Raw genomic sequence first — 20,995 nt, 5'->3', positions numbered from 1 at the left:
AATTAAATATTCCTAACTTGATAACCTATATCCTTGCGATAGTGCATATCATCAAATTTGATTTTTTTTAGATTAGAGTAAGCTAAGTCGAAAGCTTCGTCAAAGGTTTCTCCCTGAGCAACTACTGAAAGAACTCTTCCTCCTGATGTAATTATATTGCCAGATTTGTCCACCTCGGTCCCTGCATGAAAAACTTGTAGAGAAGAATTTGAATCAATATCTATATTAATCTTGTCACCTTTTCGAGGGTTTTCTGGATATCCATTAGTTGCGGCAACAATACATGCACTTCGTTTTGCGTTGAATGTAAGTTTTGGAGCGTTTCTTAACTCTCCTTTGGCACAAGCAAAAATTACTGATGAAAATTCTTTTCCCATTAATGGCATTAAGGCTTGACATTCTGGGTCGCCAAAACGACAGTTAAATTCAATAACTTTTGGCCCAGATTTTGTGAGCATTAATCCTGCATAAATAACTCCGATGTATTTAATTTTCTTTTTTTTCAGACCTTTTAAAGTAGGAATCAGAACGAGCTCCGTCAAGTCATCAAGTTTTTGTTGATTGAGTAAAAGTGCAGGAGCGTAAGCTCCCATTCCACCAGTGTTTGGCCCATTATCTCCCTCGAGTAATCTTTTGTGATCCTGGGCTGGAGGAAGAATAACTAAGTTGTCTCCATCACAAAGAGCAAAAATAGAAACTTCTGGCCCTTCAATTGTTTCTTCGAGAATAATTTTTTTTCCTGCAGAGCCAAACTTTCCAGAAAATATTTCATTAATTGCTTCCCTAGATTGCTCAATTGTTTGACAAACAGTTACGCCTTTACCTGCAGCAAGACCGTCTGCTTTGACAACAAGTGGTTTATTGAATCTTTCAAGAATTTTCAAGGCTTCATCTTTAGAACCTGCAGTCCAGTACTTTGCTGTAGGAATATTGTTCTCAATCATCAGACCCTTAGCCCAGTCTTTGCTCGCTTCTAGTTGAGCACCTTCTTTCCCGGGACCAAAAACTATTAAATCTGCTTTACGCAGTTTGTCTGCTAAGCCTTCAGCTAAAGGGACTTCAGGACCGATGATGACCAAATCAATTTTAAGTCTTTTGCACTCATTAATAATTTCTTTTTCATCTTTGGATTTTGGTCTCAGACAGATACATTTTTCAAAATTAGTTGTACCACCATTCCCAGGGCAAACATATATTTTTTCTATGGATTGATTTTTTGACAGAGCCCAAGCAATAGAATTTTCTCTTCCTCCATTCCCAACTATTAATACCCTTCTTAATTCCGCTGATTCTTCTGGCTTTAGATTCTTTGTCATAGTTGTTCTCTTGCTGTAGTGAAAAATAGTTTTAGTTGAGCTTTAATTATCTTTTGATTATTAGTTAATATATTCCTTGAAGAAAAGTTGTTAAGTTGTTTGAAAGTTAGTTTTTAAAAAAAATTGTTTTGATTGAGGTGATTTTTTTAGCATCGTCTATTTATACTAATTAGATAACAGAGGTATTAATGAATCATATCGAAAGGTCACTAATTTATGAAGGAAAGGCAAAACGAATTTTTGCGACTGAAAATCCAGATAGGGTTTTAATAGAGTTCAAGAATGATGCTACTGCTTTTAACGCAAAAAAACGATCGGAGATTGAAGGCAAAGGTCGATTGAATTGCAAAATCTCTGCTGCTCTTTTTAAATTGCTTGAATCTAATGGAATCGCAACCCATTTTTTAGAACTCCATTCGGAAACCTTTATGATTGCGGATAAAATTAATGTAATCCCTTTGGAGGTTGTTATTCGCAATATCGCAACAGGTTCACTATGTAAAGAAACACCAATACATCAAGGAACAATATTAAATCCTCCTCTACTAGATTTATATTATAAAGATGATGAATTAGGTGATCCTATACTTACAGAAAGAAGATTGAATTTGCTAAATATAATATCCTCTTCTCAGATGGAAGAGGTAGAGAAAATTACTAGAAGTGTAAATAAAATTCTAAAAGAATATTTTGATTCACTTGATTTACTATTGGTCGACTTTAAATTAGAATTTGGCCTTAACTCATTAGGAAAACTTGTGCTAGCGGATGAAATAAGTCCAGATAATTGTAGGTTTTGGGATAAAAAAAATTCTGACCCTAAGGACCGTATCCTTGACAAAGATCGCTTTCGACAAGATCTTGGAGGTGTTATTGATGCATATCAGGAGATTTTAAAACGTATAGAAAAAGAGTCTTCTAATTCTTTTTAATCAAATTATTCTTGGTTAAGAAGCACTTTATTTTACTGAATTACTTTGAAAGCTATGTTCAAAAGACACACCCTATCTAAGAAGAAATTAAAAAACAAAAGCGTATACGCTTGTGCTTTAGTATTTCCTTTTATTAGCCTTTTTGGAGAAACTAAAGCTTCTAAAATAATCTTAGGTGAAGATCAATTATTTGTTGAAAAAGTTTTTACTGATAGTGTTAAATATATGGATCAAATCAATAATAATAAATTTAATTTAAAGCGATATGATTTTTTAATAGCTGATGAAACGAATCAAAAAGATGAAAATAATACAGCTGAAGAAAAAAGAGTTTTAATTTCTGAAATAATTATTGAGGGACTTGAAGATCATCCTGACAAAGAGAATTTGGAAGTTATTGCTTATGATGCAATGTTAATTAGGCCTGGTAGTAAAGTTATAAAAGAAGAAGTAAAGAAGGATTTAGATAGAATTTATTCAACAGGTTGGTTCTCAGGTGCAAAAATTGAATCTTTAGAGAGTCCTTTAGGAGTTCAACTTTTGATTAAAGTTGAGCCTAATCCGATATTCAATGAGATAAATATTATTCCTTTGGAAAGAAAAATTTCAAATAAGAAATTAAATGAGATTTTTGATAATGATTACGGAAAAACTTTAAATTTAAATACCCTTCAGATAAGAATTAAAGAAATCAAAGATTGGTATAATGCAAATGGATACTCATTGGCAAGGATATCTGGACCAAGTCGTGTAAGCAAAGCTGGACTAGTAGAACTTAATATCCAAGAAGGGTATATTTCAGATATTGAGATTAGCTTTATAGATGAAGATGGCAATATAGAAGATGAAAAAGGGAGAAAAATAAAAGGGAAAACGAAAAAATGGGTAATTGAAAGAGAATTATTAACTAAAGTTGGAGATATTTTCAATAGAAATAAATTAGAATCAGATATAAAAAGACTATATGCAACATCACTTTTTAATGATGTAAAAGTCACTCTTAAACCAGTTAAATCTAAGCCTGGAAATATTATAATTTCATTAGGTATAACAGAACAAAGAACAGGCTCTTTGACAGGAGGTCTTGGCTATAGCGGAGCGCAAGGAGTCTTTGGTCAGATTGGTTTGCAAGAGTCCAATTTGATTGGAAGATCATGGTCATCGAATATGAATTTGACCTATGGTGAATATGGAGCACTTTTAAATATATCTTTATATGACCCCTGGATTAAAAATGATAAACACAGAACATCTTTTAGAACTTCATTATATTTAAGTAGAGAAGTTCCTCAAGAACTTAGAAGTCAAGATGGGGGAAGTATAAGAGGAGTTATAGATAGATATGAGGCATCTAATTCGTCGATAAGTTATGATATTAATCAATCCCAAAAATTAGATATAAATAATAATAATGTTCTAATAGAAACTGGACCATTTAATAATCTTTATTCGGCTAAGTCTTCAGCCTCTCAGTTTAGCTGGTTTGATTATGAGGGTGACTCTATTATCTTGGAGCGAACCGGAGGTGGCTTCTCTTTCGCAAGGCCATTAAATGGCGCTCAGCCTCTAAAAAAGGTTCCTTGGAGTGTACTTATTGGTGCAAATGTACAGAAAGTCAAACCAATAGATTATGCAGGTGAAAAAAGACCTTATGGAGTGGCATCTACAAATTTTAAAGGAGGTAGGGTCCCAAAAGACGAAGTTATTTGTGTAGCATTTAATTGTTCTTCAGAAAATACACTTATTAGTTTTAAAAGTGCCGTTACTTACAATAATCTAAATAATTCAAGAAATCCTACCTCTGGAGATTATTTCAATCTAGGTTCAGAACAATTTATTAGTTTAGGAGAAAATTCTCCCGCTTTTAATAGATCTAGGGTAAGTTATTCACGTTTTTTTCCTGTTAATTGGCTGAAGTTCCATAAGGGTTGCCGTCCTAAGTCTGGTGAAAAATTAAATTGCTCTCAGTCGTTAGGTTTTCAGGCAAAGGTTGGAACAATTATTGGTGAGCTGCCTCCTTATGAAGCATTTTGCTTGGGTGGGACTAACTCTATTCGAGGTTGGAACTCTTGTGATCTAGGTGTTGCGAGACATTATGGAGAGGCAACAGCAGAATATAGATTTCCTATTTGGCGGTTAGTCTCTGGAGTTCTATTTGTTGACGCAGGATCTGATTTTGATTCTCAATCGAATGTTCCTGGGAAGCCTGGAAAAATTCTTGAAAAACCAGGATCTGGTTTTTCAGTTGGACCTGGAGCAGTTATAAATACACCTGTTGGCCCAATTCGAATAGAGGCAGCGAGTCAGGATTTTAGTGGTAATTGGAGATATAACATTGGTATAGGCTGGAAATTCTAGTGTTCTCATTTCCCGATGATTATGAACAAGGTTGGACGCTTCAAAACGAAATTATAAAAGATGGCGTTGGATTGCACACAGGTCTTAAATGTAAAGTCATTATCAAGCCAACAGAATTAACCGGGTTTTACATCTCTTTTTCGGACGCACCTAATAACCTTATTCCTATTGATATTTCGCAAGTACGAAATACTCCTTTATGCACAACCCTTGACCTGAATGGGAAAAAAGTATCAACTGTTGAACACTTGTTGGCTTCATTAATTGGTGCAGGCTTGACTCATGTACATATAGAAATATTTGGTAGTGAGATCCCATTACTTGATGGTTCTGCGATTGGTTGGATAGAGGAAATTGAAAAGGTAGGAATGACCAGCTCGACTTCAGCACCTAGACCAAGGCCAGAAATAAAATCTCCAATATTTGTAAGCCAAGGAGAGAGTGTAATTTTTGCTAAACCATCAAAAAATTTGAAATTGATAGGTTTGATTGATTTCCCGTACAAGGCAATTGGTCAGCAAATTTTCTCTATTGAGATGTGTCCAAATAATTTTGTTAAAGAAATTGCACCTGCTCGAACTTTTGGCTTTCTTGATCAGTTAGAAGAATTAAAGAAAGCTGGCCTAATTAAAGGAGGATCTCTTGAAAATGCACTGGTGTGCGATGGCGATTCTTGGGTTAATCCACCCTTAAGATTTCCAAATGAACCAGTTCGTCATAAATTGCTTGACTTCATTGGAGATCTAGCTTTTGTTGGATTGCCGAGAGCGGTGATTTTTGTTTATAAAGGGTCTCATTCTCTTCATGCTGAATTTGCAGCTTCTCTTCAAAAGGTATTAACTTAATTAAATCTGATTTTGACTGACATCTCCTCTTCTCAACCTCTTGTTTTAAATAGCGAGCAAATAATGGGGCTTTTACCTCATAGATATCCTTTTGCGCTTGTTGACAGAGTGATTGAACATGACCCAGGGAAAAAAGCGGTGGCAATAAAGAATGTCACTCTCAATGAGCCTCAATTTCAAGGTCATTTCCCTGAAAGGCCATTAATGCCAGGGGTTTTAATAGTAGAAGCAATGGCTCAGGTAGGAGGCTTGATCGTTTCTCAAATGCCTGATCTTCCAAAAGGGCTGTTTGTTTTCGCTGGAATTGATTCGGTTCGGTTTAAGCGTCCAGTGGTCCCGGGGGATCAATTGTTAATCTCTTGTGAATTGATAAGCATCAAAAGGAAGAGATTTGGAAAAGTTAGGGGCGAGGCCAAAGTTGATAATAAATTGGTTTGTTCTGGAGATTTGATGTTTTCTCTTTTGGATTGATCTGATGAGTGAACTTGATTCTTCTAAAAGTTTATTAGGAAATGAAAAAGTTAATATTCATAATTTTGCTGATGTCTCTCCAAAGGCTGATCTAGGCAAAGGTGTTCGTGTGGGTCCGGGAGCTGTAATTGGTCCAGATGTGATTGTTGGTCCCAATACTTGGATAGGACCAAATGTAATTATCGAGGGGAAAGTAAAAATAGGATCAAATAATAAGATTTTCCCAGGAGCCTGTATTGGGTTAGAACCCCAAGATTTGAAGTATAATGGAGATTCTACTTATGTTTTAATTGGAGATAATAATACTTTTAGGGAATGTGTAACTATAAATAGAGCGACTTTTGAAGGAGAGAAAACAATAGTTGGGAATCAAAATTTGTTAATGGCATATTCACACTTAGGACATAATTGTGAAATTGGGAACAATGTAGTAATAGCGAATAGTGTGCAGATCGCAGGTCATGTTGTTGTTGAAGATAGAGCTGTGATTGGAGGTTGTTTGGGAATACATCAATTTGTGCATATTGGTTATTTAGCTATGGTGGGAGGCATGACAAGAGTTGATAGAGATGTTCCTCCTTATTGCCTAGCAGAAGGACATCCGGGAAGAATGAGGGGACTAAATAAAGTTGGAATTAAAAGGAAAAATATAGATAAAAAGAATAAAGAAGAATATTTACAATTGAAAAGAATTTGGAACTTACTATTTAAGTCTAATTATGTAATTTCTGATGGTTTGAAAATAGCAAAACAAGAGAATTTATTTCAATCTTCCGAAAGGTTATGTGGATTTATAGAACTCTCAATTGGGAAAGGTAGAAGAGGTCCAATGCCTTCTTTAATGCCAACCAAATAAATCATGAAGTTATTAATCAGTACTGGTGAAGTCTCTGGAGACTTGCAGGGAAGTTTACTTATAAAGTCTTTGATGACTAATGCAGAAAAAAGAAAAATTAAATTAGAGATAATTGCTTTAGGTGGAGAAAGGATGAGAGAAGCTGGTGCTAAATTAATATCTAATACCTCTTCAATAGGTGCAATTGGTTTTTTAGAAGCTCTTCCTTACGTTCTGCCAACTTTAAATGCACAATCAAAAATTGATCATTACTTAAAATCTTCCTCTCTTGATGCAGTTATTTTAATTGACTATATGGGGCCAAATATTCGACTGGGATTAAAAGTAAAAAAAAAGTTTCCTAATGTGCCAATAATTTATTATATTGCCCCTCAGGAATGGGCATGGAGGTTAGGTGATTCAGGTACAACTGACTTGATTGCTTTTACAGATAGAATATTATCTATCTTCGAAGAGGAAGCTGAATTTTATTCAAATAAGGGAGGAAATGTAAAATTCGTAGGCCATCCAATGTTGGATTTTTATAAAAATATCCCTACTAGAGAAGAATCATTAAAAAAAATAGGACTAAGTTCTGATGAAAAACTTCTTCTTATCATTCCGGCTTCGCGTAAACAAGAGCTTAAATATATTTTACCGACACTTTTAAAAGCGGCTAAGCTTCTTCAAGAAAATGACTCTTCTATAACCGTTATTATCCCATCAAGTTTAAAAGAATTTAATGAATTATTAGATAATTCATTAAAAGAATACGGTGTATCTGGAAGGATTATTTTATCAAATGAAGTTGATGAGATTAAGCCATTTTTATTTTCGGCTGCTCATCTGGCTTTAGCGAAGTCTGGGACCATAAATATGGAATTGGCTTTAAGCTCAGTTCCACAAATAGTTGGATATAAAGTAAGTAGAGTTACCGCTTTTTTCGCAAGATATTTATTGCGGTTCAATGTTAAATATATTTCTCCAGTTAATCTTCTTTTAAATAAAATGTTAGTTCCAGAGTTTGTTCAAGAGGATTTTAAAGCAGAAAAAATTTTTAATGAAGCATTAAATATACTTGAAGATAATTCAAAAAAAGAAGACATAATGCTTGGTTATAAAAGATTGAAAGATAAATTAGGAAAACCTGGAGTTACAGATAGAGTATCAGAAGATATTCTGGACTTATTAGTTCAATGATTCCTATGAATAAAATCTTCAGAACATTAATAGTATTTTGTATGCTAGTGCAACTATTAATAGCTTCCCCAATAGAAGTATTTGCTCAATCAGAAGAAGCTATCTTTGCTGGTGGTTGTTTTTGGTGCCTAGAGCATGATCTAGAGAAGATTAATGGAGTATTGTCGGCAGAAAGTGGATATTCAGGAGGAGACTTAACTAATCCCACTTATGAAAATCACAGTGGTCATCAAGAGGTTGTTAAAGTTACTTACAATAGTGACGTTATTAGCTACAAAGATTTACTTAAGCGATATTGGATTAATATAGACCCTTTTGATGATCAAGGACAATTTTGTGATAGAGGTAATTCATATAAGCCTGTTATTTTCACATCTAATCAAGAACAAAAGAGAGATGCCATAGAGACTCAGAAAACGATCTCTGATGCATTAAATGTACCTTTGGAGCAGTTAAAGGTTGACATTATTGATGCAAAAGTCTTTTGGATAGCAGAAAAGTATCATCAAGATTTTGCAGTTAAAAATCCCCTTAAATATAATTTTTACAGAACCAGTTGTGGTAGAGACAATAGATTAAAAAAAGTCTGGGGAGATTACAAATAAAAAAGATTGTAAATTTAAAATTTATATAATTAAGTATTAATTTAAGTTTCCACTCAATTCTTTTATCCAATTAACTAACATTCGTACTCCATAGCCAGTAGCCCCCTTAGGAGTGATATCTCTATCTTTTTCCGTCCAGCATGTACCTGCTATATCAATATGAGCCCAAGGAATACTTGAGTTTACAAATTCTTTTAGAAACAAGGCAGCAGTAATTGAGCCCCCAGGCCTAGGCCCTGTGTTTTGCAAATCAGCAATAGATGAGTTGATTCCAGCTTTATATGAATCTTGCATAGGCATTCTCCAAATACCTTCTCCAGCTTTACTTGCGGCTTGAGTTAATTGGTTCGATAGATTGTCGTCGTCAGTCCATAACCCAGCTATTTCATCTCCTAGTGCAATGACGCATGCCCCAGTAAGAGTGGCAAGATCAACAATAGCGTCAGGTTTAAGCTTGCTAGCGTAAACCAATGCATCAGCTAAAGTTAATCTTCCCTCTGCATCGGTATTGTTTACTTCAATAGTTTTTCCATTGGAGGCTTTGATGATATCTCCAGGATGCAATGCAGAACCATTAATCATGTTTTCGCAAGAAGCGACAATGAAGTGAACTTCGATGTTATTTGGTTTTAATTCTGCTATGGCTCTTGCTGCTCCAAGAACAGAAGCACTTCCTCCCATGTCGTATTTCATTTTTTCAATTTGAGAGGCACCAACTTTTAAGTTATATCCACCAGAGTCAAAAGTTAAGCCTTTACCAATTAATACGATTTTATTTTTAATAGTTTTTGTAGAATATTTCAAATGTATAAATTTAGGATCTAGATCTGATCCTTTGGCAACTGCTAAGTAAGCCCCCATACCTCGATCTTCACAATCTTTTTTGTCAAGAATTTCTACATCTAGATCAAAGTCTTTTGCTAATTTCTCGGCCTCTTTGGCCATTTGATATGGAGTTAGGAAATTTGGCGGAGCTGAAACAAGTTCTCTCGCAAATTTAACTCCTTCGCAAATTGGCATTATTTCAGCAATTGCTGATTCGGTTGCTTTCACGTCCAATCCCATCAACTCAACTTCCTCGATTGAAGTCGATTCTTTTGGTTCGGATTTAAATCTAAGATCTTTAATAGAAGACAATCTAACAGCTTCACCAACGGCCGATGCAGCTGAAGGTGGATCAAATGCATCCCAAGGGAAAGAAATTCCTATTTTTTTTTCATAACCCAAAACTTTACGAGTTGCTGATGAAGCTGCTTTTCGTAGATCATCAATTTGTAGGTTTTCAGCTTTACCTAATCCAACAAATATGATTTTTTTTATGTTGCCTCCTGCAATCTCTATTGATAATTGTTGACTTTTTTGGCCTTCGAACTTCGCGTCATTAAACCTTTGTTTCAAATAAGTATCATTTATTATTGCCTTAAATGAATTTATCTGAAAATCGATTGCTCCTTCTAAAATTCCAGCAATAAGTACTGATCCTGACCATTCGTTAATTTCTTTGGCGACTACTGAAATGTGCATGTAATTTTATTATTTGTGCTAATGATAACAATTTTTTTTTACTGACTTAAGAAGTAAATGGTGTTGCCCATATTCCTCTTGTCTCTTTATTGAAAGGTGGAAGCCAAGTTTGAATAAGTTTCTGTTCTAATTTTCTTCTTTCCTTAGTTTTAATTGGAACATCAATCCAGAAACGTATGTTTAATTTGGGCGTCATATTTGCTTTTTGTAAACTATCAGAATAATTTGAAAGGTAATTTTTACAGTCATGCTCCCCTTTCCACCTCTTATCTGCGGAAATTGTTTCTCCAATATATAAAATAATATTTTCTTCAGAATTAAAAATTTTATCCATTACAAAATAAACCGCAGGTACTTTGTGCATTGTTTTTGGCCACCTCCAAAAACTTAATGGTAAAGGAGTAAGTTGAATAGGATTAAAAGTTTCGTTTAACTCATCTGAAATAGATTCAAACAGTGAAGGCTGAATCATGTCTTTACAGTTAGATTTAAAAATGGGAGATTGATGATTAATTATTTTTTTTTGCCATTCTATAATTATTTTTTTTTCAATAAATATATCTTCAAGAAGATTATTTTCTGAAAAATCTAAATCATTATTTTTAAATAAATCATATTGTCGTTCCAATTTTTTCATTTTAAAAAGGTTAGAATCATAAGATGACTTTCGATCAATATTTCAGCATAATAAGATCAAGATTTTATATTTTTCGATTGACAACAGTGTGAGTTTAGCTTGTTAAGATCAAATAAAAAGTCTTTTTCTTCTATTTGTAGGTTTTTATATGATTTGAGTAATAATAATATTTTTTGGGGTGTGGCTATTTACACTCTCTGAGCAAATGTTGTCTGGTAAAGATCGATTAGACTAAACAGATACATAAATGATACAATCAATGTCAGAGGTTCAACTCAAAATCAAGCAATTGATCTATCAGCAGAGGCTAGAGATATGAGCTTTTTTGAATCTGAAATAGTTCAGGAAGAGGCAAAAAAACTTTTCACTGATTATCAGAATCTTATGCAATTAGGCTCTGATTATGGGAAATTTGATAGAGAAGGAAAAGTGATGTTTATCAATACAATGGAAAATTTAATGGAAAGGTATAAAGTTTTTATGAAAAGATTTGAGCTCTCGGAAGATTTTCAGGCAAAAATGACAGTTGAACAGTTGAAGACTCAGTTGGGTCAATTTGGCATCACTCCCGATCAGATGTTTGATCAAATGAATAAAACGTTGGTTAGAATGAAATCAGAATTGGATAAATGACTATTTACCAGTTTATATTTAAATATGTTAAATAATTTTAATGATTTACCTGATTGGATTTCTAGGGGTTTAGATGATCTTTTCCCTCATAAAAAATCTGAAGATTCTGATCAAAGTTTTATAAAAAGATTAGAACTTTCATCAATAGAAAAAAAGCCTTTACGTGTAAAGCTTGGAATAGATCCAACAGGAACAGATATTCATATTGGCCATAGTATTCTTTTTAGAAAATTGAGGGCTTTTCAAGACGCAGGACATATTGCAGTACTTATAATTGGAGATTTTACTGCAAGAATTGGAGACCCAACTGGTAAAAGTAAAACAAGAATTCAGCTTTCAAAAGACGAAGTTGAATCAAATGCATTAAATTACCTTGAGCAATTAGGACTTGGTAAAGATCCCCAAAACTCGTTGCTCGATTTTTCTACTCCAGGTCGTTTAGAAATCAGAAGAAATAGTGAGTGGTTAGAAAATCTTGATTTGTCTAAAGCTATAGAACTTTTGTCAAATTCAACAGTTGGCCAGATGCTGGCAAAGGAAGATTTTAATAATCGATACAAATCTGGAACTCCTATATCTCTTCATGAATTTCTCTATCCACTTCTTCAAGGATATGATTCTGTCTCAATTAATTCTGACTTAGAACTTGGTGGTACAGATCAAAAATTTAATATTGCAATGGGTAGAGATTTACAAAGAGCTTTTGGTCAAAGGCCTCAATTTGGGATGTTATTGCCTATTTTGGTGGGCTTAGATGGGACTCAGAAAATGAGCAAAAGTTTAAACAATATTGTAGGAATCAATGAAGATTCATTATCGATGTATTCAAAATTAGAGAAGGTGCCAGATAATTTAGTTTTTAGTTATTTAAATTTATTAACTGATGAAAATTTAAATGATTTGAGTTCAAATCCAAGAGAGGTTCAGAAATTAATGGCTTTAAAAATAACATCTAATTTTAAAGGAGTTGAAGCAGCACAAAAAGCTCAGTCTAATTCTGAAAAATTAGTTTTAGGAACACAAAATACTCTTAATGAAATACCAGAATCTTCAATTTCAAAAGTGAATTTTCCAGCTAAAGCATTTTATTTATTTAGTAAAATGAAAATGTGTTCAAGTAGCAGTGAAGCTAGAAGACAAATTCTTGGAGGTGGCGTACGAATTGATGGAGAAAAAATTTTAGACCCTAATTTAGAGTTTGATAGTCCAGAAGATCTCATTGGAAAAATTTTGCAAGTCGGAAAGAAAAAATTTCTTCGGGTATCAAGTTGATTGGTTTTTATGAAAGATATAGATCATCCAAATGAAAAAATAATTATTGCCTTAGATGGTATGGATAAGAATAATGTTTTCAATTTACTTGAAGAAATACCTGAAATTATCTGGGTTAAAGTTGGTCTGGAGTTATTTGCTAGTGAAGGCCCAGACATATTGTCAACCTTGAGAGATAGAGGGAAAAAAATATTTTTAGATCTGAAATTTCACGATATTCCTACAACAGTTGCTAGAGCATGTTTTGCTGCATCACAAAAAGGTGCTGAATATATTTCTTTGCATACTTGCGCAGGTATCAAAGCTCTAAAGATGGCAAATGAAGCTGCTCAGGAAGGAGCCGCTAAAGTTAATTTAATGCCGCCAAAGCTTTTGGGAATAACAATCTTAACTAGTTGGACTCAAGAAAGTTTTGCCAACGATCTATTAATTTATCAATCAATAGATCAACGTGTTAAGCACCTAGCAAAGATTGCATCAAATGCTGGATTGGGGGGATGTGTCTGCAGCCCTAGGGAGGTCAAGTCCCTTCGAGAAATTTATCCTGAGAGTTTTGATTTGATAACGCCTGGAATCCGGTCAATTGGCTCAGATAATAATGATCAATCTAGAGTTTCTGAGGCATCTGAAGCTCTTAAAATGGGGGCTTCAAAGTTAGTTATTGGAAGAGCAATTACCCAATCAGATAATCGTGCTTTAATGTTTAAAAGTTTTTGCGATAAAGTTCTGAATTAATTTTCTAGGACTGCCCAATTCTGGGCTCTTTGCCTTTCATTAGCCTAAGTATATTCTCTCTGTGTCTCCAAATAACTAAAGTCATAGCTAATAGTGAAATAATTAAAAATGGGAATGAAATATTGGAGGTATTGAAACTTAGAAACATTATTAAAGGTAGAGCTAATGCCGCGCTAACACTTGCAAGTGATACTATCCTAAATAATGTAATCATAAGAATGAAGATTCCTAAAGTTGCAAGCCCAACTTGCCATGAAAGACCAAGAAATATGCCTAATCCTGTCGCTACCGCTTTGCCGCCTCTCCAATTCAGCCAGACAGGCCAAATGTGACCAATTAAAGTTGATAAACCTACTGCTACTTGCCAAGAATCATTCAGAAGGAAATATTTTGCTAATAAAATAGATATAACTCCTTTGAAAACATCTAGAAGGAATACTGTAATTGCTGCGCGTTTACCAATATGTCTTAATACATTTGTTGCACCTGTAGACCCTGAACCTAATGATCGAATGTCAATTCCTTTAGCAATCTTTCCCGCTAAATAACCACTAGGAAAAGAACCAAATAAATATCCTAAGAAAATAAATAATAGATCCAAAACAATTTCCATAGGAATTTTTATATTAATTCATCCTCTTCATAAATTTCATTTGGGCTTCCTGCAAAAGCCAGCCAAATAGGGAACTGAAGGATAGGAATCTCTACGTTTATCTCTGCGGCATCAATAATTATAAAAGGTAACTCACCTCTTTCTTCAAGTCGATCTGCTCTTTCGATTAAGCCATCGGATCTTTCGAAAAGGACTATACCGCTATTAGGTCCGAAATCCTCACGGTTGAGTCCCAATGCATCTTGGAGACATCTTCTCCATTCTCCAAGTCGCTCTGGTTGACTCGCTAAAACCAATGTTTGAAATTGTTCGCCGTACAATTCGCCTAAAATTGCAATAATTCCTGCCGCAACTAAAGCATTCTTTGATCTAGTCCCTCGACTTGGTTGAGCACCTCTTCCGCCCATGCTAAAGAACCAATCTTCGAGCATTTTAATATCATTGTCTTCAAGACTTCTTCTTAATTTCCAAGGCTCTGCATAGAAATCGGGTTGTTCTAAAAATTGATCAAAGCATCTCCTGATTAAACTCTCGTCAGGCTTGAAAGTATCAGCAACAGCAGGGACAACTTCTTGTTCATGAGAAGGTTCAATTTTTTTATTTTCATCTAGTGGAGATGGTTTAACTATTACTGGTGGAACAACAAGCTCTAATTGCTCGGCTGATTGAGCTAAGTCTTGTAAAGCTCCAGTTAAATATTCCTGAAAACCTTTAACTTTTCTAGCAATTGCATCAGATTGACCTGAAAATGAGCTTTTGAGTTCATTTTCTATTTGTACTTTCTTTTTTGAAAGTTCTTCTAATTCTTTCTCTAATCTCTCGCGAGAAAGCTGAAGATCCTTAAGGGCAATGTTAAAAAGTGTCTCTGCCTTCTCAGCATAGATTTCTTGATTATTTTTAGGATCATTGGTTGTTGCTAATTCAGGTTGCTTTTCGATAGATTCTTTGGGCTTTTCTTCCAATGGTGAAGAATTATCTACAGAAATATTCTGTCCTAAATTTGGTGTTTCTCTAGTTAGATTTTCTTCGGATTCCATATTTCAAAAACTTTAGTTAAGTTTTAGATTTTGATGAGTCTACTTCTTTTTCTATTTCTAAATCCTTGACTCTTAACCTTAGCTGTTCTTTTAATGAGTTAACCTCAAAAAGGATTGGTAACAGATGAGGGCTTGCCTCTTCTCTAAAGTAAAGAAAACCTGGCAAATTAGGCAAGATGATTCTCCATGCTATCCAATTTTTAAAGGGAAATCTTCTTAATTCATTACCAAGTTGCATCACAACTAAATCGTCTTTAGTGAATTTCAGTTTCAAGGTAAATGATTGAAGTAATAGGAAAAAACCAAAACTGCTAATCACAATTGTTGGCCAAGGATTAAGTGGTGTGATTAAAAATAATAAGCCTGCAAAGATTATGAAGATGGGTAAACGATATGAAGGAGATAAAATTACACCATCTTTATCGAGTGAATTTTTAGAAGTCATAGTTTTTAGCCAAAAAGAACTTGAGTGAGTAAAACATCTACTAAAGAAACGGTTATTAGAGTCATTACTACTGCTCCAGTAGTGCTTGAGCCTACTTCTTTGGGCCCGCCTCTCGTGGTTAACCCCCAACCACAAGCAATGACTGCAATTAAGAAACCAAATACAAATGCTTTCACAAGCATAAATGGAAGATCAGATGTTATGAGCCATTCTTTTACCGAATTCCAAAAAATGCTTGGTGGAATTTGATAGAGAACGGTGCTGCTAAATTGACCGCTAAATAGAGCAATAGAAAAGAATAGTAAGCATTGAATTGGTGCCATTACGACCATGGCGAATAGCCTTGGGACAACAAGATATTCAACTGGATCTGTTTGTAACATCGTAATAGCGTCAATCTGCTCAGTAACTTTCATTGTCCCTATTTGAGCAGCATAAGCAGTTGCGACTTTCCCAGTAAGTAGAGTTGCGGTAAGCAAAGGAGCTATCTCTCTAGCCATACCAATTGCTAGAAGACCGCCAACTGCAGAACCTAAACCTTGCTTACTTAATTCTGCGGCGACCTGAATATTAAAAACTGTTCCAGCCGCAACGCCCGTTATTAGAACAATAAGAAAGCTACCTGGTCCTGCTTCCATTAATTGATCTATCAAATCGGATTTATTGACCTTCCTTTTAGCTATTGATGCAATTGCTTGCCCTCCAATTAACATGCTGCTGAAGAATCTTCTTAGCCAACGAGGTGTAATGTTCATGTACCTACGCTTTCAGATTTGAAGTCTAAATTTCGCCAAGGTTTCATAGTTATTAATCCAGCTAATACAAGAAAAGATGGTATTAATCCCATGCATAATCTAATGGTAATTATTGCTGTAAGAGGTTGATCTAAATCTTGAAAACTTGATAAGCAATTGGTTGAAGATTTATATCCTGATAAAGATAAAAGAACTCCTAAAAATTGAACACTTAAACCTATACCAATTTTCTGAATAAAAACCATCCATGCAGTATATATTCCTGAAGGTTTTTCGGGGTCTTTATCAATAGCATCGGGAAGTAATGACCATGGAATGAGGTAAGAAGTTGATGCTCCAAATCCCACTAAAATAATTATTAGTAAAAGGATTAGCATTTTTATTCCTTCAATATTATCAAAAAACATTAAATTATTGATACTTATTCCTTTAGTTAAAGGAGGCATAATCATAACAAAAAGGCAAGCAAATATCCATATTGATCCTCCTTTATATAGTGCTGTTATTCTCCCATATTTATTGGAGTAAAAGCTCCAAAATTGCAGACCTAATAGAGTGCTAATTTGAAATGGAATTGGGATCCATTTTGAAATTTCTATTGGGACAAGCATTACTTGTTCAAGATAGATTAACGAAACGGTTTGCATTAATTGTAGTCCGCACCAAAGCAGCAAATAAAGAGCAATAATCCTTGTGAAAAGTTTGTTATTTAAAACTCTTTTTAGTTGCTGGTTAAAAGGTTCAGATTGAGAAGCCGGTTTTCTTGCTTTTTTAGCAAATGGGGCAAGTCCCCAGCAAGCAATTAAAGTTGTAAAAGTAGCAATTATCCCTGTAACTCTTCCCATTGAGGTATATCCTTCTACTCCTTTAGATAAGAAACCTGCAGCTACAATTAATCCAGAAGTTCCTGCCAGAATAGAGCCAGTAAATCTAGCTGCATTAAGTCTTGTCCTAATCGCCATATTTTCGGTCAGCTCTGTAGACAATGCTGCAAAAGGGAGATTCACTGCTGTATAAGCTGTCATCAAGAAAATTGCGGTGAATACGTAATAGGTAGTTTTTGTCTCTATACTTCCTGGAGGGACCCACCACATTGCGGCAAGAAATAAACCAAGGGGAACAGCACCTCCGACCATCCATGGGAGCCTTGGCCCCCATTTCGAGCTGGTGTGATCACTCATCCATCCAATTAGCGGATCATTTATTGCATCCCAAAGTTTAGAAACCATAAGCAGTGAGCCTGCAACAAATGCAGGTATTCCTGCAGCACAAGTGAAAAATAGAAATAGATAAGTACCTAACTGTATTGCAGCTAATCCCGTTCCAGCATCTCCCATTGCATAAGAGATCATTAGTCTTGTGCGATTACTCCCTTCGTAAAGCGATGTGGACTTCATCAATCTTTTTTGGATAATGGGACTCGCGAGGTAATAATGGAGGAACAGGAATTAATGTTTACTCCAATCGGAAGTAATTCTTTGGTTCCAGTGCGGGCGTAGTTTAGTGGTAAAACCTCAGCCTTCCAAGCTGATGATGCGGGTTCGATTCCCGCCGCCCGCTTGATATTGCTTCTCATAGCTTAATTCTTTTTGAATAATCGTTAGCGACCATAAGAACCAGGCTGTTACTTTCAATACGTATGTTCGATTGATTTGTTAAGGGTTTTTTTGAGACATTTTTATTTTTTAAAAATGAGGTATCAATATATTTTTTCCATGGAGAAATTGGGGTTGGCAATTCAAAAAGCATTGGGTCTTTGTAAGCATTTAAGCCAAGCCAGATTGCTGCGCCTTCATTGTTTTTGTTAATGCTAAAACCAAGAGTATGTGACCAGTCACTCCAGTCAGGTTTATTAACTTTAATTCCATGCCACTGAATCCAAAAATCGGACGTTTTGACCTTGGTATTATCTTTTTCACTGTTATGAATACAATCTGGGCTAAAAAATTCTGGTAGTTGTTTTCTTAAAGATATGAGTTTTGTTACAAATTCTTTTAAGTCATGATCCCAATTCTCATGGTCCCAATCCATCCATCCAAGTGGGTTATCTTGACACCAAGTGTTGTTATTTCCTCCTTGGCTTCTTCCAACTTCGTCGCCCATTAAAAGCATTGGGATGCCTGGCGACAATATGAGTGTTGCAAGAAGATTTCTTTGTTGTTTTTGCCTTAAATTATTAATTTTTTTATTAGTAGTTGGCCCTTCAACCCCATGATTATAACTATTATTATTATTCTCTCCATCACGATTGTTTTCGCCATTGGCTAAGTTATGTTTTTTGTTAAAACTTACCAGATCTTTCAATGTAAATCCATCATGAGAAGTTATGAAATTTATACTGAAATTATTTGCTAAATTATTATCATTATAAAGGGATTTATTACCTATTAATCTATCTTTAAGAGGCCATATTGTACTTTTCTCGCCCTTCCAAAATTTTCTAATATCATCTCTAAAATATCCATTCCATGTTCTGAACTTTTTCGCTGGGAAATCTCCTAGCTTATAAAGCCCTCCACAATCCCAGGGCTCACTGATTAATTTCACATCACTAAGTTGAGGATCTGTTTCGATTTCTTCAAACAAGGGAGGTTTTTCTAAAGGAATTAAATTTTCGCCTCTGCTTAAAGCAATACCTAAGTCAAATCTAAAGCCGTCAACACCTAATTCAATTGCCCAACATCGCAATGACTCTAAGATTAAGTTTCTAACTAAAGGACGATTGGCAGCGATACTATTTCCGCACCCACTTACATCTTGATAATTTCCATTCTCATCTTGATGGTAGAAAGCTTTAGGACCAAAATTTTTCCAACTTATTTTTGGACCATTTTGATTGCCTTCCGTTGTGTGATTGTAAACAACATCGATTAATACTTCGAGTCCATGATCATGGCAAACCTCTACTAACTTCCTGAATTGTTTTCTTGCTTCTAATGGATTCAAACCATCTACAAAACTTTGATGCGGCGTAAACCAATTTATAGGGCTATAACCCCAATAGTTAACTAGTCCGTCAGGGGCATCACTAGTATCAAAAGCGAAAACAGGAAGCAGCTCAATTGATGTGATACCAATATTTTTTAGATAAGGTATCTTTTCGATTAATCCGATAAAAGTTCCTTTTTTTGTTTCACTAATGCTTGAATCTATTTTTTTAGTGAAACCTCCAACATGTAACTCATAAATAATTGTTTTATTCCATGCATGCTTAGGTCTTGGATGAGATTTTAAATCAAAATAATCCCTTTCTGTTACTACTCCTTTTAGAGAATGACTATAGTTATTAATTCCTTTCCCTTCTTGAGGTCTTATGTAATTTCGCCATCCTGTAATAGCTCTGGCACATGGATCTAAAACAAGATTTTCCTCTGTGGCTTTGTTCTTTTTAATTGATATTCTGTATCCATATAAAGTGCCTTCAGTCAGTCCCTCTACTTCAATATGCCAATAATCTCCTGACCTGTTTTGATGATCTAGGGATATTATTTCTTTTGGATAGTTGTCATTTTCATTTTGGAAGATTAGCAATTCTAGATTTGTTGCATGTGGTGCTGCGATGGAGAAATTAACCCCATCAGGAGTGACTGAGCTACCCAAAGGCCATGCTGAACCAACTTTTACTTTGCTCAATTGTGTTTGTCCTTCAAATTAAGTAATCAAGTAACTTTCCCTCCAAGTTAGGCGGTTGGTTTGTTTTAACAAGTTCTAAAAAACGAAATTCAATTTTTGAAAAAACTTTTATTGAGAACGGACTGCTTTTTTTAATGAATACCTGATAGTCTTTTTCAATAGAACTTCTTTGTTTTTTTGACTTGGACAGTAACTTCAGTTGAAACACATTCTTTCTTAATTAAAATTCAAATTTTTTGAATTTTTTTAAAAACAGTCAACAAAAATTTTCTTGGTTTTTAGGGATTACGGCTTCCATATAGATCTCCTAAAGCCAGAAAAAATCTGATTTTTCATTTATCTGTCTCTTTTTTAGTGTGGGTTTTATTTTGTAATACCAATAAATGTGCTTTTCTGTAGACCTTTGTTAATTCATGAGAATTAAATTTAATGTCTGATTTTCTTTAGAAAAAAGAATTGATTTCAAACTTTAGAGCCATTCTTGATGGTAAATTTGAAAATCCATTTTTTTAGAAGTCTTGTCCTGACTAGCTTCTTGGCGAAAATTCAAAACTCACATCTTTCTTTAATGTATTTGATTGAAATCTTTGAAAGCTTATTGAATCATGACAAAAAGCAGTTATATCTTTTAGAAAGCCTATTGCCACAAGCTCTTTGGGTTGCAGGCAAGTGATTTGGTCCATACGATTAGCAAGATTGAGTTTTATGGAAACTAATTACCTTTTGGTTTCCCTCTTCTTACTCCCTGCTACATACAATCTTTCCAATGAACAAAGCAGATTTAGTCAACCTGGTTGCAGCTCGTACTGAGCTAACAAAAACAGATGTATCTCTGGTAGTAGATGCCGCCATAGATACAATTATTGATTCTGTAGTGGAGGGTAAGAAAGTCTCCATTCTAGGGTTTGGCTCTTTTGAGCCACGCGATCGTTCTGCACGACAAGGCTTAAACCCTAAGACTGGGGAAAAGATTGCAATACCTGCTAAGCGAGTTCCTGCTTTTACCGCTGGGAAGTTGTTTAAGGATCGTGTTCAGGGTTGAGTTTTTTAAAAAGCTGTTTTGCTTGCTTACCTTTTCTTTCGTGAGGGACTCTTTAAAAACGAGTCCTTTTTTTTTGTAAAAACTTAGAATTTATATAAAAAAAATAA

The 20,995-nt window shown here is 34.7% G+C and carries 20 protein-coding genes and 1 tRNA gene; 12 read left to right on the top strand and 9 right to left on the bottom strand.

Annotated elements, in window-relative coordinates; genetic code table 11:
* Nucleotides 1–2: 2 nt before the first annotated feature.
* Nucleotides 3–1,316 carry a phosphoribosylamine--glycine ligase gene (gene purD / locus AC6EIY_RS05560; protein WP_498508060.1) on the bottom strand — a complete coding sequence of 438 codons (1,314 nt, stop codon included), beginning with the start codon at nt 1,314–1,316 and terminating at the stop codon, nt 3–5.
* A gap of 188 nt (nt 1,317–1,504) precedes the next feature.
* Between purD and purC the strand changes: the two genes are divergently transcribed.
* From purC to msrA, 7 genes are all read left to right on the top strand, one after another.
* Nucleotides 1,505–2,248, top strand: a complete 744-nt coding sequence (purC, locus tag AC6EIY_RS05555) for a phosphoribosylaminoimidazolesuccinocarboxamide synthase (protein ID WP_498508059.1) — start codon at nt 1,505–1,507, stop codon at nt 2,246–2,248.
* Between the two features lie 54 nt (nt 2,249–2,302).
* Nucleotides 2,303–4,606 carry a BamA/TamA family outer membrane protein gene (locus tag AC6EIY_RS05550; protein WP_498508058.1) on the top strand — a complete coding sequence of 768 codons (2,304 nt, stop codon included), beginning with the start codon at nt 2,303–2,305 and terminating at the stop codon, nt 4,604–4,606.
* Complete coding sequence (gene lpxC, locus AC6EIY_RS05545) at nt 4,606–5,451, top strand: UDP-3-O-acyl-N-acetylglucosamine deacetylase (RefSeq protein WP_498508056.1); 846 nt, start codon at nt 4,606–4,608, stop codon at nt 5,449–5,451. Before AC6EIY_RS05550 ends, lpxC begins: the two co-directional genes overlap by 1 nt.
* Nucleotides 5,452–5,514: 63 nt before the next feature.
* Nucleotides 5,515–5,922, top strand: coding sequence for a 3-hydroxyacyl-ACP dehydratase FabZ (gene fabZ, locus AC6EIY_RS05540; RefSeq protein WP_498508159.1), 408 nt, complete (start codon nt 5,515–5,517; stop codon nt 5,920–5,922).
* A 4-nt stretch (nt 5,923–5,926) separates the two neighbouring features.
* Nucleotides 5,927–6,778, top strand: a complete 852-nt coding sequence (gene lpxA, locus AC6EIY_RS05535; protein ID WP_498508055.1) for an acyl-ACP--UDP-N-acetylglucosamine O-acyltransferase — start codon at nt 5,927–5,929, stop codon at nt 6,776–6,778.
* A gap of 3 nt (nt 6,779–6,781) precedes the next feature.
* Nucleotides 6,782–7,957: a lipid-A-disaccharide synthase gene (gene lpxB / locus AC6EIY_RS05530; RefSeq protein ID WP_498508054.1), complete on the top strand. Its 1,176-nt coding sequence runs from the start codon at nt 6,782–6,784 to the stop codon at nt 7,955–7,957.
* On the top strand, nt 7,954–8,562 hold the full coding sequence (msrA, locus tag AC6EIY_RS05525; protein ID WP_498508053.1) for a peptide-methionine (S)-S-oxide reductase MsrA: 609 nt from the start codon (nt 7,954–7,956) through the stop codon (nt 8,560–8,562). The genes lpxB and msrA overlap by 4 nt, the downstream gene beginning before the upstream one ends.
* A gap of 36 nt (nt 8,563–8,598) precedes the next feature.
* Here the strand turns inward: msrA and AC6EIY_RS05520 are convergent, their stop codons facing one another.
* Entirely contained in the window at nt 8,599–10,086 is a 1,488-nt protein-coding gene (locus AC6EIY_RS05520; RefSeq protein WP_498508052.1) for a leucyl aminopeptidase, read from the bottom strand.
* Nucleotides 10,087–10,132: 46 nt separating this feature from the next.
* On the bottom strand, nt 10,133–10,723 hold the full coding sequence (locus tag AC6EIY_RS05515) for a GIY-YIG nuclease family protein (RefSeq protein WP_498508051.1): 591 nt from the start codon (nt 10,721–10,723) through the stop codon (nt 10,133–10,135).
* A 315-nt stretch (nt 10,724–11,038) separates the two neighbouring features.
* Between AC6EIY_RS05515 and AC6EIY_RS05510 the strand changes: the two genes are divergently transcribed.
* Genes AC6EIY_RS05510 through pyrF form a run of 3 tightly spaced genes read left to right on the top strand, consistent with a single transcriptional unit; the run spans nt 11,039 to nt 13,363 of the window.
* Complete coding sequence (locus AC6EIY_RS05510; protein WP_498508050.1) at nt 11,039–11,356, top strand: DUF1825 family protein; 318 nt, start codon at nt 11,039–11,041, stop codon at nt 11,354–11,356.
* A 24-nt stretch (nt 11,357–11,380) separates the two neighbouring features.
* The gene (tyrS, locus tag AC6EIY_RS05505) at nt 11,381–12,628 is read left to right on the top strand and encodes a tyrosine--tRNA ligase (protein WP_498508049.1); all 1,248 of its coding nucleotides are present in this window, start codon (nt 11,381–11,383) and stop codon (nt 12,626–12,628) included.
* Nucleotides 12,629–12,637: 9 nt separating this feature from the next.
* A complete protein-coding gene (pyrF, locus tag AC6EIY_RS05500) occupies nt 12,638–13,363 on the top strand; it encodes an orotidine-5'-phosphate decarboxylase (RefSeq protein ID WP_498508048.1) in 726 nt (241 codons plus the stop codon).
* A 4-nt stretch (nt 13,364–13,367) separates the two neighbouring features.
* On the opposite strand, the gene plsY is transcribed toward pyrF, so the two are convergent.
* Genes plsY through AC6EIY_RS05475 form a run of 5 tightly spaced genes read right to left on the bottom strand, consistent with a single transcriptional unit; the run spans nt 13,368 to nt 17,610 of the window.
* The gene (gene plsY / locus AC6EIY_RS05495; RefSeq protein ID WP_498508158.1) at nt 13,368–13,964 is read right to left on the bottom strand and encodes a glycerol-3-phosphate 1-O-acyltransferase PlsY; all 597 of its coding nucleotides are present in this window, start codon (nt 13,962–13,964) and stop codon (nt 13,368–13,370) included.
* Nucleotides 13,965–13,984: 20 nt separating this feature from the next.
* Nucleotides 13,985–15,013 carry a DUF3086 domain-containing protein gene (locus AC6EIY_RS05490; RefSeq protein WP_498508047.1) on the bottom strand — a complete coding sequence of 343 codons (1,029 nt, stop codon included), beginning with the start codon at nt 15,011–15,013 and terminating at the stop codon, nt 13,985–13,987.
* 16 nt (nt 15,014–15,029) lie between these two features.
* On the bottom strand, nt 15,030–15,458 hold the full coding sequence (locus tag AC6EIY_RS05485) for a DUF3119 family protein (protein ID WP_498508046.1): 429 nt from the start codon (nt 15,456–15,458) through the stop codon (nt 15,030–15,032).
* Nucleotides 15,459–15,463: 5 nt separating this feature from the next.
* Nucleotides 15,464–16,213: an MlaE family ABC transporter permease gene (locus tag AC6EIY_RS05480; protein WP_498508045.1), complete on the bottom strand. Its 750-nt coding sequence runs from the start codon at nt 16,211–16,213 to the stop codon at nt 15,464–15,466.
* A complete protein-coding gene (locus AC6EIY_RS05475; RefSeq protein WP_498508043.1) occupies nt 16,210–17,610 on the bottom strand; it encodes an MFS transporter in 1,401 nt (466 codons plus the stop codon). Before AC6EIY_RS05475 ends, AC6EIY_RS05480 begins: the two co-directional genes overlap by 4 nt.
* A 92-nt stretch (nt 17,611–17,702) precedes the next feature.
* On the opposite strand from AC6EIY_RS05475, the gene AC6EIY_RS05470 reads away from it, so the two are divergent.
* A tRNA-Gly gene (locus tag AC6EIY_RS05470) sits at nt 17,703–17,773 on the top strand.
* A gap of 12 nt (nt 17,774–17,785) precedes the next feature.
* Here AC6EIY_RS05470 and AC6EIY_RS05465 read toward each other — a convergent pair.
* Nucleotides 17,786–19,846 carry a glycogen debranching protein gene (locus AC6EIY_RS05465; protein ID WP_498508042.1) on the bottom strand — a complete coding sequence of 687 codons (2,061 nt, stop codon included), beginning with the start codon at nt 19,844–19,846 and terminating at the stop codon, nt 17,786–17,788.
* Between the two features lie 766 nt (nt 19,847–20,612).
* Here AC6EIY_RS05465 and AC6EIY_RS05460 point away from each other — a divergent pair.
* A complete protein-coding gene (locus tag AC6EIY_RS05460; protein WP_011295240.1) occupies nt 20,613–20,888 on the top strand; it encodes an HU family DNA-binding protein in 276 nt (91 codons plus the stop codon).
* The last annotated feature ends 107 nt before the right edge of the window (nt 20,889–20,995 follow it).

It is taken from the genome of Prochlorococcus sp. MIT2304 (assembly GCF_059772405.1).
The sequence above is the reverse complement of the archived record's forward strand: the minus strand, read 5'-3'. Positions and strand labels throughout refer to the sequence as shown.

Coding starts and splice junctions, on each gene's coding strand:
- purD (WP_498508060.1), bottom strand. CDS start 1,316: ATGACAAAGAATCTAAAGCCAGAAGAATCAGCGGAATTAAGAAGGGTA.
- purC (WP_498508059.1), top strand. CDS start 1,505: ATGAATCATATCGAAAGGTCACTAATTTATGAAGGAAAGGCAAAACGA.
- AC6EIY_RS05550 (WP_498508058.1), top strand. CDS start 2,303: ATGTTCAAAAGACACACCCTATCTAAGAAGAAATTAAAAAACAAAAGC.
- fabZ (WP_498508159.1), top strand. CDS start 5,515: ATGGGGCTTTTACCTCATAGATATCCTTTTGCGCTTGTTGACAGAGTG.
- lpxA (WP_498508055.1), top strand. CDS start 5,927: ATGAGTGAACTTGATTCTTCTAAAAGTTTATTAGGAAATGAAAAAGTT.
- lpxB (WP_498508054.1), top strand. CDS start 6,782: ATGAAGTTATTAATCAGTACTGGTGAAGTCTCTGGAGACTTGCAGGGA.
- msrA (WP_498508053.1), top strand. CDS start 7,954: ATGATTCCTATGAATAAAATCTTCAGAACATTAATAGTATTTTGTATG.
- AC6EIY_RS05520 (WP_498508052.1), bottom strand. CDS start 10,086: ATGCACATTTCAGTAGTCGCCAAAGAAATTAACGAATGGTCAGGATCA.
- AC6EIY_RS05515 (WP_498508051.1), bottom strand. CDS start 10,723: ATGAAAAAATTGGAACGACAATATGATTTATTTAAAAATAATGATTTA.
- AC6EIY_RS05510 (WP_498508050.1), top strand. CDS start 11,039: ATGAGCTTTTTTGAATCTGAAATAGTTCAGGAAGAGGCAAAAAAACTT.
- tyrS (WP_498508049.1), top strand. CDS start 11,381: ATGTTAAATAATTTTAATGATTTACCTGATTGGATTTCTAGGGGTTTA.
- pyrF (WP_498508048.1), top strand. CDS start 12,638: ATGAAAGATATAGATCATCCAAATGAAAAAATAATTATTGCCTTAGAT.
- AC6EIY_RS05490 (WP_498508047.1), bottom strand. CDS start 15,013: ATGGAATCCGAAGAAAATCTAACTAGAGAAACACCAAATTTAGGACAG.
- AC6EIY_RS05485 (WP_498508046.1), bottom strand. CDS start 15,458: ATGACTTCTAAAAATTCACTCGATAAAGATGGTGTAATTTTATCTCCT.
- AC6EIY_RS05480 (WP_498508045.1), bottom strand. CDS start 16,213: ATGAACATTACACCTCGTTGGCTAAGAAGATTCTTCAGCAGCATGTTA.
- AC6EIY_RS05475 (WP_498508043.1), bottom strand. CDS start 17,610: ATGAAGTCCACATCGCTTTACGAAGGGAGTAATCGCACAAGACTAATG.
- AC6EIY_RS05460 (WP_011295240.1), top strand. CDS start 20,613: ATGAACAAAGCAGATTTAGTCAACCTGGTTGCAGCTCGTACTGAGCTA.